This is a genomic window from Bradyrhizobium sp. (assembly GCF_036009065.1).
GTDB lineage: Bacteria > Pseudomonadota > Alphaproteobacteria > Rhizobiales > Xanthobacteraceae > Bradyrhizobium.
Window position 1 is genome coordinate 40,691 of sequence record NZ_DASYMN010000109.1, and the last position, 14,228, is coordinate 54,918.

A 14,228-nucleotide genomic window follows, 5' to 3' on the forward strand; every position below is an offset into this window, starting at 1 on the left:
CCGTCCGGCGGCGATATGAGGCTTGCAACGTCGAGAGGAGCCGCGCGACACCCGCTGACATCGGGTGTTCGCGCTAGAAACCATGCTCAAAAACCCATTCGTCATCTACATTCTGTCGTTCGGAGGGGTGCTCGCCGTTTATCAATTGCGCTGGTCTGAAGCTTATCCGGCGCTATCATCCGATCTGTTGGCATTTTTCGGGCTGACTTTTCTTGTATCAATTCTGTTAGCCTTCGCAGTCTCGGGCGTGATGCGGGAGACCGGAGGCTATCAGCCCGGTCGATTGCCGAAATACACCGTATTGCTGGTGCTGGCCGGCGCTGCCGCCGATCTGATCTATACCGGCGGCATTCCCCTGATCCTGGTGATCGCCGGGAAATTCGACTATGCTGGCGAAGATCTGGGCGTTCCGCATCTGCACGTGTTCACGGTAACCTTCGGCAGCGTGTTTTCGACGATCCGGTTCTCCGATTATCTGTATTCGAAGCGGCTGCGCTATCTGGCCGAAGCATTGCTTCCGATCGTTTATTTCATCCTGATCTTCTACCGCGGCCCGGTGATGATCTGCATGGTGGCCTGGGCGTTCGTGATCTTCATCAAGCGCGGCCGGCTTGGCCTCCTGCGCGGCTCGCTGATCGTGGCTTTCGCGCTCCTGATTCTGCATCTGTTCGGCGTGTTCGGGAATTTGCGCGAAGGGGATGAATCGGCGATTGAAAAGGTCGGCAGGCCGAGCCAGGCGTTCCAGGAGTCCTGGATTCCGAAGACCTATCTGTGGGCCTATGTCTACATGACGTCGCCGCTGGCGAACTTGCAGACAGCCGTCGATGCGCCAAGTCTGGAGCGGAGGACTCTTGCTGAATTTGCGGTCAGCGAAATGTTGCCCGACTTCGTTTCCAAGCGAATCCTGCCGTCGCTCGGTGCCGAGCGCGTCAAGACGCCGGAGGTTTCCCGCGGCCTCAATGTCGCAACGATGTTCGGCCGCTCCTATGTCTATGCGGGATGGATCGGGCCGACCCTGTTGTTCACGCTGTTTGCCGCGTTGATCGTCGTGTATCTGCAACTGATACGCCGCTCAGCCTACCGCGAGCCGTGCCTGGCCCAGCTCAACATGTTCATCGTGTTCTGCACTTTTCAGAACATGATTGCGTTCTCAGGCCTGATTCTTCAGTTGGTTTGGCCGCTGTTCCTGCCGACCCGGCAGCCGGCGGCACCTTCCGACCGGGTCGATGGCGCCGGGGCTTTTTCTCGGCTACAGGAATCCTCACAATGATCCTGCAAGCCGCAGCACCTGCGGCCGACGCGACACCCAATGCCGAGCGACGGAATAGCGTGACAAGGTTCAGTGTCGTTTTGGCGGTCCGAAACGGCTGGCCTTATGTTGAGGAATGCGTCGAGAGCGTGCTCGCGCAAAGCTATCCGCATTTCGATCTGATCGTGCTCGACAACCAGAGCACGGATAACACGGTTGCCTGGCTGAGCACCAAAAGCGACAGCCGGATCCGGCTGTACGCCTCGGCGGAGCCGCTGTCGATCGTCGAAAGCTGGGGCCGCGTCAAGGATGTCGAGAAACACGAATACATGACCCTGATCGGTCATGACGACATGCTCGATCCCGATTTCCTAGCGACCGTAAAGGCGCTGATCGGCCGCTATCCCGACGCCGCGCTTTACCAGACCGGCTCGCGGTTCATCAACTCGGAAGGCAAGACCATTCGCAGTTGCATCCCCGTGCCGCAGCGGGAAACCGCCGCGCAATATCTGAAGACCCGTTTCACGTTCCGGCGCGACACCTTTGGCACCGGGTTTGTCATGCGTTCGGCCGACTACGACCGCATCGGAGGCCTGCCGAGGTTCGAGAAATTGTTCTTTGCCGACGATGCCCTTTGGCTGTCGCTGTTCAGCCGATCGTACAAGGCTGCCGACCTCGGTGAACACTTTTCGGTTCGAATCCATCCGAATAGCGAGTCGGGATCGACGCTGTCGGCGTGGCCTTCGATCTTGACCGGGCTGGAGCAGTTCTCGGGCTTTCTGAAGACTTACATTCAGGCCGATCCCGAAGCGCGTTGCGTCTTTGACGAATATGGCGCCGGCTTCATGCTGACCTACCATCGCAACATCTACATCTTTGCGCTGGTTGAAGCGTCCCAGGCCGGCCGCCGGATCGACCGGGGCATCATTGAGCGTATCGAAACCTCGCTGGCCAATGCCGCGCCATCCGCGGCCGGAAAACTCCGCCGTTCGCCGAAGGTCGCCGCCGTGGAGGCGCTCAATGCATCTCCGCTGCGGTCCGCGGTTCCCAGATTGTGGAACATGTATTACCGTTTGAAAACGCGGTCACGTTGAATGTGTCCCGGGTCCGACGTGAAGATCGACGCGTTGCCTCGTGACGACGAGGCGCTGGCATGACCTGCTGTATTATCGTGTGCTACCGGCCGGACGTCGCGCAGTTGGCCGGGCTTTGCAATCACGTTCTGGGGGACGGCGCGAAAGTCATTCTCGTCGACAATACCGAAGTGCCTTACCTGGTCCGCGAGAGCTTGCCCGATGGGTGCACCCTGATCGCCCTCGGTTACAATTCCGGTATCGCCCATGCCCAGAACGTCGGCGTGGCCGCGGCGCTCGCGGCGGGCGCAACCATTCTGGCGTTTTTCGATCAGGATTCGAAAATCGGTCCGGGATTCCTGAATCGCCTGGTTGCGGCCATTGCGGTTGGAACTCCGGAAATTGTCGCGCCGCTGTGTGTCGATGATGTCACCGACATCGCGTTGCCGTCGGTGCGCGTCGGTCGGTACGGATTGCCGATACCGGTGCACCAGGTCGATTCGCCCAACCGCTACCCCGTCGATATCGTAATCTCCTCGGGAACGGTTGCGACCCGGCAGGCGTTCGACCTCGCCGGTTCCTTCGACGATGGTCTGTTCATCGATTTCGTCGATGCCGAATGGTGTCTGCGATGCCGCAGCAAGCAGATTCCGATCTATGTGGTTCCAACTGCGATCATGCGTCACAGCATCGGCAGCCGCCACTTCAAGTTCGGGCCTTTGACCATCCTTGTCCACAGTTCCACTCGATGTTACTATCAGATACGGAACAGCTTTCTGCTTCTGCGGAAGCGTCACGTTCCCTTGGTCTTTTCCCTGCAACAGATCGCCTCGGTCCTCTTCAACAGGATCGTTCTCCTATTTCGGGTTGAAAATCGCCCTGATTACCTCAAGGCGTATTTATCTGCCATGCGAGACGGACTAAAGGGGGTGACCGGTGCGAGGCCAGGCTAGGCCAGGACGGAATGATCCTTGCAGCCAACCATGCGCGCTCCCTGAGGTTCTCGAACGTTTTTGATGAAATGACTGCCCGAAAGTATCAAATCTGCACCAACTGCGTGATGGACACCAGCGACTCGACGCTGCAGTTCGACGCGCGCGGCTGGTGCCAGTATTGCTGCAACTACCACAGCAATATCCTGCCGAACTGGCACTCTGACGAGCGCGGCCTGAAGCGGATCATGCCGGTGATCGAGAAGATCAAGGCGGATGGCAAAGGGCGCGACCACGACTGTATCATCGGCATCAGCGGCGGCCTCGACAGTTCCTATGTCACCTATGTCGCTAGGGAAAAATTCGGCCTGCGGCCCCTGATGTTCCACTGCGACACCGGCTGGAACTCGGACCTCGGAGTCAGCAACATCGAGAAGATCATTCACGGCCTCGGCCTCGATCTGGTCACCGAGGTGGTCAACTGGGAGGAAATGAAGGATCTGCAGCGCGCGTTCTTCAAGTCGCAGGTTTCCTTTCAGGACCAGCCGCAGGATCTGGCGCTGTTCTCGGCGATGTACAATTTCGCCGCCGCGAATGGTTTCAAATACGTCATCACCGGCGGCAACAATTCCACCGAATGCGTGCGCGAGTCGCTGGAGTGGACCTATTATTCGACCGACATGGTCCATGTCCGCGACATTCATGGCAAGTTCGGCACCCGGCCCCTGAAGACGTTCCCGACCTGCGATATACTGAAATACCGGATCTACTACCGCTGGATAAAGGGCATGCGCGTCATCAAGCTGCTCGATTACGTGCCCTATATCAAGCAGGACGCCGTTCGCACGCTCAGCGAGAAATTCGGCTGGCAGCCTTATCCGCAGAAGCATTACGAATCCCGTTTCACGCGCTTCTACGAATCCTACTGGACCCCGAAGAAGTTCGGCTACGACAAGCGGCGCGCCTACCTGTCGAGCGAGATCCTGACCGGCCAGTTGACGCGCGACCAGGCCTTGGCGCACCTTGCCACGCCCGAACTCGACGAAGAGACCATGGCGCACGAATTCGAATACGTCGCGACCAAGCTCGGCTGGACGGTAGCCGAGTTCCAGGAGATCTTCCGCGGAGAGAACAAGTCCTTCAGGGACTATAAGAACAACCTTTTCCTGATTACGCTCGGCACAAAGATTTTCAATCTGCTCGGACTGGACAACCGAATCTTCCGATGATCACCATCATCAATTACGGGCTCGGCAATGTTCAGGCGTTCGCCAACCTGTACAAGAGGCTGAACATTGCAGCGGCGATCGCGACAAGCCACTCCGATTTCAGCGCCGCGACCAAACTTATCCTGCCTGGCGTCGGAGCCTTCGATCACGCGATGGAATTGCTGGATGCCTCGGGGATGCGTGAGACGATCGACGATCTGGTTCTCAAGCAGGGCATGCCGGTTCTCGGCGTTTGCGTCGGCATGCAGATTCTGGCACCCTCCAGCGAGGAGGGGAAGCTTTCGGGACTGGGCTGGATCGATGGACGGGTTCGCCGCTTCGACGAAAAGACCCTGCGTCAGCCGCCCCGCCTGCCGCATATGGGGTGGAACGACGTGACCCCGAAGAGTGGCGCCAGGCTGTTCAGCGGGCTCGAGCAGGACTCCCGCTTTTACTTTCTTCACTCGTATTATTTCGACTGCGCTTCGAGCGAGAATGTGCTGGCGACCTCGGAATACGGCATCGCATTCGGCTGCGCGGTCCGCTCGAACAATATTTACGGCGTGCAATTCCATCCGGAGAAGAGCCACAACTACGGCGTCCGGTTGTTGAAAAACTTCGCCGAGCTCTGATCGTGCTGCGCCCCCGGATCATCCCCTGCCTGCTCGTCCAGGACAAAGGCCTCGTCAAGACGGTCGGATTCTCCAGTCCGAAATACGTCGGCGACCCCATCAACGTGGTCAAGATTTTCAACGAGAAGGCGGTCGACGAACTCGCCGTGTATGATATCGATGCGACGGTACGCGGTCACGGCCCCGATTATAAGATGCTTGAAAATCTCGCCTTCGAGTCGCGGATGCCGTTGTGCTACGGCGGCGGGGTCAAGACCGTGGAACAGGTCAAGACCATCATCGGGCTCGGGGTCGAAAAGGTGGCGATCAGTTCGGCGGCGGTGGCCAACCCGCGGTTGATTGCCGAGGCCGCGGAGGCGGTCGGCAATCAGAGCGTCGTCGTTGTGCTCGACGTCAAGCCGCGTCCGCGCAGCACCATCTACGAGGTCTGGACCCACAACGGGACGGTCAATACCGGCCGGCTGATGTCGCAGGTGGCTGCGGAAGTGGAAAAACTCGGCGCCGGCGAGATCGTCGTCAATGCGATCGAGAGGGATGGCCAGATGAAGGGTTACGACCTGGAGCTGGCGCGGCAGATCAATTCGGCGGCGAAGGTGCCGGTCACGATACTCGGCGGTGCGGGATCGCTTGCGCATATCGAGGAACTGATTCGCAATTTCGGCGTGATCGGCGCCGCCGCCGGCAGCCTGTTCGTATTCAAGGGCGTTTACCGCGCGGTGCTGGTCAACTATCCCAGCATCAAGGAGCGGGACCAGCTGCTTCACCACGTCAGCAAGCAGGTCGCCTGATGCCAGACCTATGGGGCGGATAGCGCAGTGAAAATCCTGGTTCTCGGTGCGACGGGTCTGCTGGGCAACGCCGTATTTCGCGGATTGTCGAAGGCGCCGCATGCGCGGGTCGAGGGCACCATACGGCAAGACGCTGCTCGCGGGCTGTTTGCGCCTGAGCATTCATCGCGCCTGACCGTGGTGGGCGATATCGAAAATCCGGAACAGCTCGCGCGGTTGTTCGATGCCACAGCTCCGGACGTGGTGGTCAACTGCGTCGCCGTCGGACGGCCGGCGCCCGCCGATCCGATGCGGTCGATTGCTGTCTATTCGGTGCTGCCCCGGCGCCTGTCGCATCTGTGCCGGCGTTCCGGAGCCCGTCTCGTTCAGATCGGCTCGGACGGCGTTTTCTCAGGATCGCGGGGCGGCTACAGCGAAGACGATGCGCCCGATGCGGAGGATATCTACGGAATATCCAAACTGCTGGGCGAGGTTGCGGAACCGCACGCCATCACCTTGAGAACCTCGATCATCGGCCATGAATTGCAATCCGGCACTGGGCTGTTAGAGTGGTTTCTGTCGCAGCAGGACCAGTGCCGCTGCTACACCCGGGCGATTTTCTCAGGATTTCCCACCATCGTGCTCGCTGACCTCATCAGGGATGTCGTGATCCCGCGTCCGGATTTGCATGGCGTCTATCACGTGGCTACCCGGCCGATTTCGAAATTCGATCTGCTGCGGCTGGTGGCCGAGCGCTACGGCAAGACGATCGAACTGATACCCGACGACCGGCCAAGTCCGGATCGTTCGCTGGTCGCGGATCGGTTCGAGAAAGCCACCGGTTATGTTGCGCCGGACTGGCCGACACTTGTCGACTTGATGTATCGCGACCGATTTGGTTCGACGGGGGCGTAATGTTTACGGACAAGGTTGTAGCAATCACCGGCGGCACCGGATCATTCGGGCAGCATATCCTGAAGGGCTTTCTTGCAACCGATGTGGCCGAGATCCGCATCTTCAGCCGCGACGAGAAGAAGCAGGAGGAGATGCGCTCGGCGTTCAACAACGCCAAGCTCAAATTCTATATCGGCGACGTCCGCGCCTATGACAGCATCCACCAGGCCCTGAAGGGCGCGCATTATGTATTTCATGCCGCCGCGCTGAAGCAGGTGCCGTCCTGCGAGTTCTATCCGCTCGAGGCGGTGCGAACCAATATCCTCGGCACCGAGAATGTCATGAGCGCGGCGATCGCAAACAGGGTCGAAAAGGTCGTGGTGCTGAGCACCGACAAGGCGGTGTATCCGATCAACGCCATGGGCCAGACCAAGGCGCTGGCGGAAAAAGTCATGGTGGCCAAGGCGCGCACGCTGTCTGCAAGCGAGACGCTGCTGTGCGCGACGCGTTATGGCAACGTGATGGCGTCGCGCGGCTCGGTGATTCCGCTGTTCGTGTCACAGATCAAGGCCGGCAAGCCGCTGACCATTACCGACCCCGACATGACCCGGTTCATGATGTCGCTCGACGACTCCGTGGATCTGGTACTGCACGCCTATGGTCACGGCCGCCAGGGCGACATCTTCGTGCAGAAATCTCCCGCCGCGACCATCGCGGTTCTGGTGCAGGCGCTGAAGGAGATGTTCAACGCCGACAATCCGGTGCAGATCGTCGGCACCCGTCATGGCGAGAAACTCTACGAATCCCTGGTCTCCCGCGAGGAAATGGCGCGGGTCGAGGACATGCAGCAATATTACCGCATCCCGGCCGACAATCGCGACCTCAACTATGCGATGTATTTCACCCAGGGCGAGAAGCAGATATCCGATCTCGACGACTACACCTCGCATAATACCGAGCGGCTGAGCGTGGAGGGGATGAAGCAACTGCTGCTCAAGCTCGATTTCATCCAGCGTCACCTGCGGGGAGAGACGGTGGAAATCTAGGGTTTTTCAGTCATCGCCAGTGTGCTAGCCCGCAGGCAGCCCGGCGGTTGCCGGGAATCTGTCCGGACCCGGTCCGGAAACGCCGGATAGGGGAACTTACATGGAAATGCGTGGCTCAGATGAGCCTGTCTGCGCGTTCTGCGACAGCAAGCGGCTGGGGCTGGTGATGGATTTCGGCGAGGTTGGCCTGGCCGGCGCGTTCCTCAAGCCGGAGCAGTTCGCCACCGAGCGGACGTTTCCGATGCGGCTGCACTTCTGCAAGGATTGCTACGCAGTGCAGGTTACCGACAAGGTTCCGGCCGACGTCATATTCAAGGAAGGTTATTTCTATTTCTCGTCCTCGATCGGCACCCTTCGCGACCATTTCAGGGAATATGCCGCCGAGGTGAGCGAACGGTTTCTCGATCCGGCCAAGGCCACGGTGCTGGAATTCGGATGCAACGACGGCGTGTTGCTAAGGCCGCTGGCCGATCGGGGCATTCGCACCGTGATCGGCGTCGACCCGGCCACGAACGTCGTCAGCACTATCGCCGATCCCCGTGTCAAGGTGATCAACAATTACTTCACCGAGGAGGTTGCCCGGAAGGTCGTTGCCGACTACGGCAAGGTCGACCTGATCATGGCCAACAACGTCTACGCCCACATCCCCGACATCCAGGGCACCACGCGCGCGGTCGCCCAAGCGCTGGCCCCGGATGGCGTGTTCGCCTTCGAGGTGCACTACCTCGGCAAGGTGATCGACGAGTTGCAATACGACATGATCTATCACGAGCACCTTTACTACTATTCGCTGCTGTCGGTGATCAGTCATCTCGCCCGTTATGACATGATGGTGTTCGACCTCAAGCCGATCCCGATCCATGCAGGCTCGATCCGGTTTTACACGTGCAAGAAGGGCAGCAAGCACAGCGGATCGGTATCGCCGGCCGTCAAGGCGCTGGAGGCCGAGGAACGGGCGCGTGGGTTCGATCGCTACGAGACCTTCCTGCAATTCTCAAGCACCGTTGCCGGCCACCGCGACAGACTGGTCGAACTGCTCGGCGAGCTGCGCAGCCGCGGAAAGCGGATCGCCGGCTACGGCGCTTCGGGCCGGGCCAATACCATGATCCAATATTGCGGCATCAACCGCGATCACCTCGACTACATGATCGACGATGCCCCGGCCAAAGCGGGGTTTTATACGCCAAAATCGCATTTCGAGATTTTTCCGGGCTCGATTCTCGATCGCGACGACCCGCCGGATTACCTGCTGATTTTCGCCTGGAGTTTCTTCAACGAAATCCGCAAGAAGAACGGCAATTATCTGGCCAAAGGCGGCCGGATGATCCTTCCTCTGCCCGAGGTTTCGATTTTTCCCCCGCGCGCGCCGTGATACCCAGTCAACGGGCGACGATTCAACAAAGCCAGCACGGAACATGCAAATGAAGGTGATGTCGATTTTCGGTACGCGCCCGGAAATGATCAAGATGTGGGCGACGCTGAAGAAGCTCGACGAGCTGAATTTCGACCACGTGATGGTCCACACCGGGCAGAATTTCACCCCCGAGCTTCGCGATTTCTTTTTCAAGGACCTGAAGCTGCGCAAGCCCGACTATGAGCTGGACATCGACACCTCCGGCTACGGGCCGGAAGTCGCCGACGTCATCCTCAAGTCGGACGCGCTGATGGAAAAGGTCAAGCCGGATGCGTTGCTGATCCTCGGCGACACCTACAGCGGCCTCAGCGTGCTGCCGGCGGCGCATCGCGGCATCAAGATTTTCCACATGGAAGCCGGACTTCGGGCATGGGACCGCCGCATGCCGGAGCAGCGCAACCGCATCCTGATCGATCACATCAGCAGCATCCTGCTGCCGTACAACCGCTATCACCGCGAAAACCTGCTTCGCGAAGGCATTCACCCGGCAAAAATCATCGTCACCGGCAACACCACCTTCGAGGCGATGCGCGCCTTCGCGCCGGAAATCGAGGCCAGCGACATCCTTGACCGGCTCAAACTGGAGCCGAAGAACTATATCCTGGTGACGGCGCATCGCAGCGAGAACGTCGACAATCCCGAGAACCTGGCGAATATTTTCAAGGCGCTCGGCGTGTTGAACCAGCGCCTGAAGCGCGAGATCATTTTCCCGATGCATCCGCGCACCACCAGCAAGCTGAAGGGTATAGACGTCCCGCCCAACATCCGGATCATGCTGCCGCTCGGCTTTTACGACTTCAACCAGCTGCTCAAGCAGTCGTTCTGCGTGCTGTCCGATTCCGGCACCGCCGCCGAGGAAGGCCTGTTCTACAAGGTCCCCAATGTGAGCCTGCGGATGGCGACGGAGCGCATGGAGACGCTGGAGAGCGGCGCCACCATCGTGTCGGGCATGGAAGCGGAAAATATCGTCGAGGCGGTGACGCTGGCGATCAGCCTGCCCTGGAGCGCCCGCTACGAATTCGAGGAAGATTATTCACCATCCGCCGTCGTCGTGAACGCGATCCGGACCAAGATCACCAATTTCTTCTAGGTTTCGCCTCTCGCGCCGCATTGCCGAGTTCCGATATTGTGAACATGACATGAGCCGCAGCCTGTTGATCGCCCTGATCTCGACGGATTATCCGCCGCTGCGGACTTCCGCGGCGGTTCAGTTGCGGGATCTGGCGCAACAGTTCGCCGCACTCGGCCATCGGCCCGTCGTCATCGTTCCGACGTCCATGTCGGATAAATCCTGGATGGTGGAACGGCTCGACGGCATCGAAGTGCTGCGCGTCGCGGCGCCCCCGACCCGCGCGCCGTCGTTTGTCCGCCGCGCGCTCGCCGAGATGTGGCTGCCGTTCGCAATGTATCGCAACATCCGCAAGAGCCCGTTGCGGCGGGCGAAGTGGGATATCGTCACCTGGTATTCGCCGCCGATCTTCTTTGGGCCGCTGATCTGGAAACTGCGCCGCAATTCGGGCGCACGAACCTACCTGATCCTGCGCGACATCTTCCCCGAATGGGCGGTCGACCTCGGCCTCGTCCGGAAAGGCCCGGTCTATCTGGTGTTCAAGGCGATCGCGGCATTTCAGTACGCCGTATCGGATGTGATAGGCGTGCAGACGCCGTCAAATCTCGCCTATCTGTCGAGGTGGGCATCGCCGCGCCGGCGCATCGAGGTGCTGCACAACTGGCTCGTGGTTACCCCCGATGTCGGATGCAGCATCGCAATCGAAAGGACCGCGCTGGGCGGCCGCAAGATCTTCGTCTACATCGGCAATATGGGCGTCGCCCAGGGCATGGACATTTTCATGGAGCTGATCCAGAGCCTGCGTCAGCGCGGGGATATCGGGTTCCTGTTCGTGGGCCGCGGCTCGGAATTCGCAAAGCTTGAGGCGGAAAAAACCGCACGCGATTTGAACAACGTGCTGTTTTTCGACGAGATCGATTCGTCGGAAATCCCCGGCCTGCTCGCGCAATGTCACGTCGGGCTGGTGGCGCTCCACCCGGATCACAAAACGCATAATATTCCCGGGAAGTTCGTGTCCTATGTTCAGTATGGACTCCCGGTGCTGGCCCGCGTTAACGGTGGGACGGACCTCGAACGCATTATTGAGGATGAGGGAGTGGGCAGGGTCTATGTCGGTAATTCGGTCGGCGAGCTGAAACGTCTGGCGGAGGAACTCGCGGACGACGATATGCTGCGCCATTCAATGTCCGAGCGGGGCAGGCAGCTGGGCGGCCGGATGTTTTCGCCTGAGACGGCCGCCAGGCAGATCGTCACACTGCCGGATTGGTCCGGCAACCGACTTAGCGAATGATCGTGGTCGGAACAGGTTTATTGCGGGGTTCGTTCGCGGGGAGCGCGGTTGTCCGCCCCGCGCCGGAACTCTATCATAGGTCGAATCTTGCCCCCGGGCGCTGCGGCGGCAAACTAAATCTGGTCAGGTCATAGGATGTCATTTCGGATACTGGTCACCGGCTCTTCGGGCTTTATCGGCTCGGCCGTCAGTTCCGCGTTGGTGGCAGCCGGCCACACTGTTCGGGCGGCCTCGCGCAAACCGAACAGAAACCCAAGCCGGGACGGTCTCGAATGGGTGGAATTGCCCGATCTCGAAAAGGAGGTCGACTGGGCGCCGCTGCTTGAGGGCATGGATATCGTCGTGCATCTTGCCGCCATCGCCCATCGCAGCCATACCGACAGCGGCGACTATGCGCGCGCCAATCGTGTCGCGACGGCGAGCTTGGCGCAGGCCTGCCGCCGCCAGGCGATCAGCCGCTTGATCTTCATGTCGTCGATCGGCGCGCAGGCCGGCTCGGCGGCCGACCATGTCGTCACCGAACTCGACGAACCCTGGCCGATCACCGCCTATGACCGGGCCAAGCTCGCGGCCGAGGAGGAAATCCGCCGCTCGGGCGTACCCTTTACCATCCTGAGGCCCGTGATCGTCTACGGTCCGGGGGCCAAGGCCAATATTGCCTTGATCATGCGCATTGCGGCGCTACCCCTGCCGCTTCCGTTTGGCGCCTTCACCAATCAACGCTCGCTGCTTTCGATCGATAATCTGGTGCAGGCGATCACCATATGCCTCGACAGCCCGACGACGCTGAATCAGACTTTTATCGCCTGCGATCGCGAGCCGATTACGTTGGCCGAAATGCTCGCCACGATGCGCGAAGCGGCTGGGCGACCGCCGCGGCTTATTCCGGTTCCACCGCTGGCGGTCAGGGCGATGGTCATCGCCGCGGGGCGGCACGCGCTTTGGGACCGGATCGGCCGGGAACTTGTGGCAAGCTCGGCCAGTCTTCAGAAAGCGGGCTGGTCGCCTCAAGTTGAGACCAAAGCCGGTATACGCGCTATGGTGAGGGCCACGATTGACGCTCATCGGAGCAATTGAAAGATGAAGCGTGCCTTCGACGTCTCGGCTTGCGCCCTGTTCCTGCTGTTCTTCTGGCCGATACTTCTGATCGTCATCACCGCCATCCGGCTGCAGAGCCCGGGCCCGGCGATCTTCAAGCAAGTCCGGGTCGGAAAAGACGGGCGTCCGTTTACCTGTTACAAGTTGCGGACGATGTATTCGGGAACCGCGAACCTGCCGACGCACGAGGTGCAGGCGTCATCGGTCACCGTGCTCGGCGACCATCTTCGCCGCTTCAAGATCGACGAACTCCCGCAGCTCTACAACGTGCTGTCCGGCGACATGAGCCTGGTCGGTCCGAGGCCATGCCTGCCGTCCCAGACCGAGCTTGTCGAGGCGCGGCGCCAGCTGGGCGTTCTTGCAGTGCGGCCCGGCATCACCGGACTGGCGCAGGTCAGCGGTATCGATATGTCGGACGCCAATCGCCTCGCCAAAGTCGATGCGCAATATGTCCGGTCACAAAGTTTCTCGGGGGATTTGAAGCTGATCTGGGCCACCCTGCGCGGCCGGGGCGTCGGCATCGATCAGGTTGTCCGCCATAGCACGTAAGCGGTACTATAACACCCAGTGCTGCCTTCGAAATCGCTGGGATCAAATACCCGGCGGATATCGTGGCAACCATGCAGCCATCGCCGTCACGGCGGCGCGGGCCCAAGGCCAACGTCGCGATTGACAAACTGACGCGGCTCGGACGCCATGCCGCGCTGATATACCGTCGCGGATTTCGGCTATGGTGGCGGCAAGGGCCGGGGACTCGGCTCAATGATCAATCCGATCAGGGGAGAACGTTCATGTTCATTCGAAATCAAATGGTCTTGCGGCTGGCTGCAGGCGTCGCGTTCGTGGCGGCGTCCGCCGGCGCGCAGGCGCAGGAGGTGGTGAAGATCGGCCTGATCCTGCCCATGACCGGCGGCCAGGCCTCGACCGGCAAGCAGATCGACAACGCGGTCAAGCTCTACATGCAGCAGAAAGGCGATACCGTCGCCGGCAGGAAGATCGAGATCATCCTGAAGGATGACGGTGCTGTCCCCGACAATACCAAGCGTCTCGCGCAGGAACTGATCGTCAACGACAAGGTCGCCATTATCGCCGGCTTCGGCGTTACGCCGGCGGCACTGGCCGCAGCGCCGCTGGCGACCCAGGCCAAGGTGCCTGAGATCGTGATGGCGGCGGGCACCTCGATCATCACCGAGCGCTCGCCCTATATCGTGCGCACCTCGTTCACGTTGGCGCAGTCGTCCACCATCATCGGCGACTGGGCCGTCAAGAACGGCATCAAGAAGGTCGCGACACTGACCTCCGATTTTGCGCCCGGCAACGACGCGCTGCTGTTCTTCAAGGAGCATTTTACCGCCGGCGGCGGCGAGATCGTCGAGGAGGTCAAGGTGCCCCTGGCCAATCCCGACTTCGCGCCGTTCCTGCAGCGCATGAAGGATTCCAAGCCCGACGCCATGTTCGTGTTCGTGCCGGCGGGGCAGGGCGGCAGCTTCATGAAGCAATATGCCGAGCGCGGGCTCGACAAGGCTGGCATCAAGGTGATCGGCCCCGGCGACGT

The 14,228-nt window shown here is 60.3% G+C and carries 14 protein-coding genes; all 14 read left to right on the top strand.

Features of this window, described 5'->3' with window-relative positions; genetic code table 11:
• Positions 1-82 precede the first annotated feature (82 nt).
• Positions 83-1,270, top strand: coding sequence for a hypothetical protein (locus tag VGP39_RS07015; RefSeq protein WP_327567381.1), 1,188 nt, complete (start codon positions 83-85; stop codon positions 1,268-1,270).
• The gene (locus VGP39_RS07020; protein WP_327567382.1) at positions 1,267-2,343 is read left to right on the top strand and encodes a glycosyltransferase family 2 protein; all 1,077 of its coding nucleotides are present in this window, start codon (positions 1,267-1,269) and stop codon (positions 2,341-2,343) included. The genes VGP39_RS07015 and VGP39_RS07020 overlap by 4 nt, the downstream gene beginning before the upstream one ends.
• A 77-nt stretch (positions 2,344-2,420) precedes the next feature.
• A complete protein-coding gene (locus VGP39_RS07025) occupies positions 2,421-3,275 on the top strand; it encodes a hypothetical protein (RefSeq protein ID WP_327567383.1) in 855 nt (284 codons plus the stop codon).
• 68 nt (positions 3,276-3,343) lie between these two features.
• A complete protein-coding gene (locus VGP39_RS07030; protein ID WP_327567384.1) occupies positions 3,344-4,483 on the top strand; it encodes an N-acetyl sugar amidotransferase in 1,140 nt (379 codons plus the stop codon).
• The gene (gene hisH, locus VGP39_RS07035) at positions 4,480-5,094 is read left to right on the top strand and encodes an imidazole glycerol phosphate synthase subunit HisH (protein WP_327567385.1); all 615 of its coding nucleotides are present in this window, start codon (positions 4,480-4,482) and stop codon (positions 5,092-5,094) included. Before VGP39_RS07030 ends, hisH begins: the two co-directional genes overlap by 4 nt.
• Positions 5,095-5,096: 2 nt before the next feature.
• On the top strand, positions 5,097-5,882 hold the full coding sequence (locus tag VGP39_RS07040; protein ID WP_327567386.1) for an AglZ/HisF2 family acetamidino modification protein: 786 nt from the start codon (positions 5,097-5,099) through the stop codon (positions 5,880-5,882).
• Positions 5,883-5,909: 27 nt separating this feature from the next.
• Complete coding sequence (locus tag VGP39_RS07045; RefSeq protein WP_327567387.1) at positions 5,910-6,776, top strand: SDR family oxidoreductase; 867 nt, start codon at positions 5,910-5,912, stop codon at positions 6,774-6,776.
• On the top strand, positions 6,776-7,801 hold the full coding sequence (locus VGP39_RS07050; protein WP_327567388.1) for a polysaccharide biosynthesis protein: 1,026 nt from the start codon (positions 6,776-6,778) through the stop codon (positions 7,799-7,801). The genes VGP39_RS07045 and VGP39_RS07050 overlap by 1 nt, the downstream gene beginning before the upstream one ends.
• A 106-nt stretch (positions 7,802-7,907) precedes the next feature.
• A complete protein-coding gene (locus VGP39_RS07055; RefSeq protein ID WP_327567389.1) occupies positions 7,908-9,173 on the top strand; it encodes a class I SAM-dependent methyltransferase in 1,266 nt (421 codons plus the stop codon).
• A 49-nt stretch (positions 9,174-9,222) separates the two neighbouring features.
• On the top strand, positions 9,223-10,305 hold the full coding sequence (gene wecB / locus VGP39_RS07060) for a non-hydrolyzing UDP-N-acetylglucosamine 2-epimerase (protein WP_327567390.1): 1,083 nt from the start codon (positions 9,223-9,225) through the stop codon (positions 10,303-10,305).
• Between the two features lie 49 nt (positions 10,306-10,354).
• Positions 10,355-11,575 (top strand): glycosyltransferase family 4 protein, encoded by a 1,221-nt coding sequence (locus tag VGP39_RS07065; RefSeq protein WP_327567391.1) that lies wholly within the window; start codon positions 10,355-10,357, stop codon positions 11,573-11,575.
• Between the two features lie 135 nt (positions 11,576-11,710).
• The gene (locus tag VGP39_RS07070; protein ID WP_327567392.1) at positions 11,711-12,652 is read left to right on the top strand and encodes an NAD-dependent epimerase/dehydratase family protein; all 942 of its coding nucleotides are present in this window, start codon (positions 11,711-11,713) and stop codon (positions 12,650-12,652) included.
• A 3-nt stretch (positions 12,653-12,655) separates the two neighbouring features.
• Positions 12,656-13,222, top strand: a complete 567-nt coding sequence (locus VGP39_RS07075; RefSeq protein ID WP_327567393.1) for a sugar transferase — start codon at positions 12,656-12,658, stop codon at positions 13,220-13,222.
• A 242-nt stretch (positions 13,223-13,464) separates the two neighbouring features.
• A partial coding sequence (locus tag VGP39_RS07080; RefSeq protein WP_327567394.1) for an ABC transporter substrate-binding protein occupies positions 13,465-14,228 on the top strand: 764 nt, incomplete at its 3' end.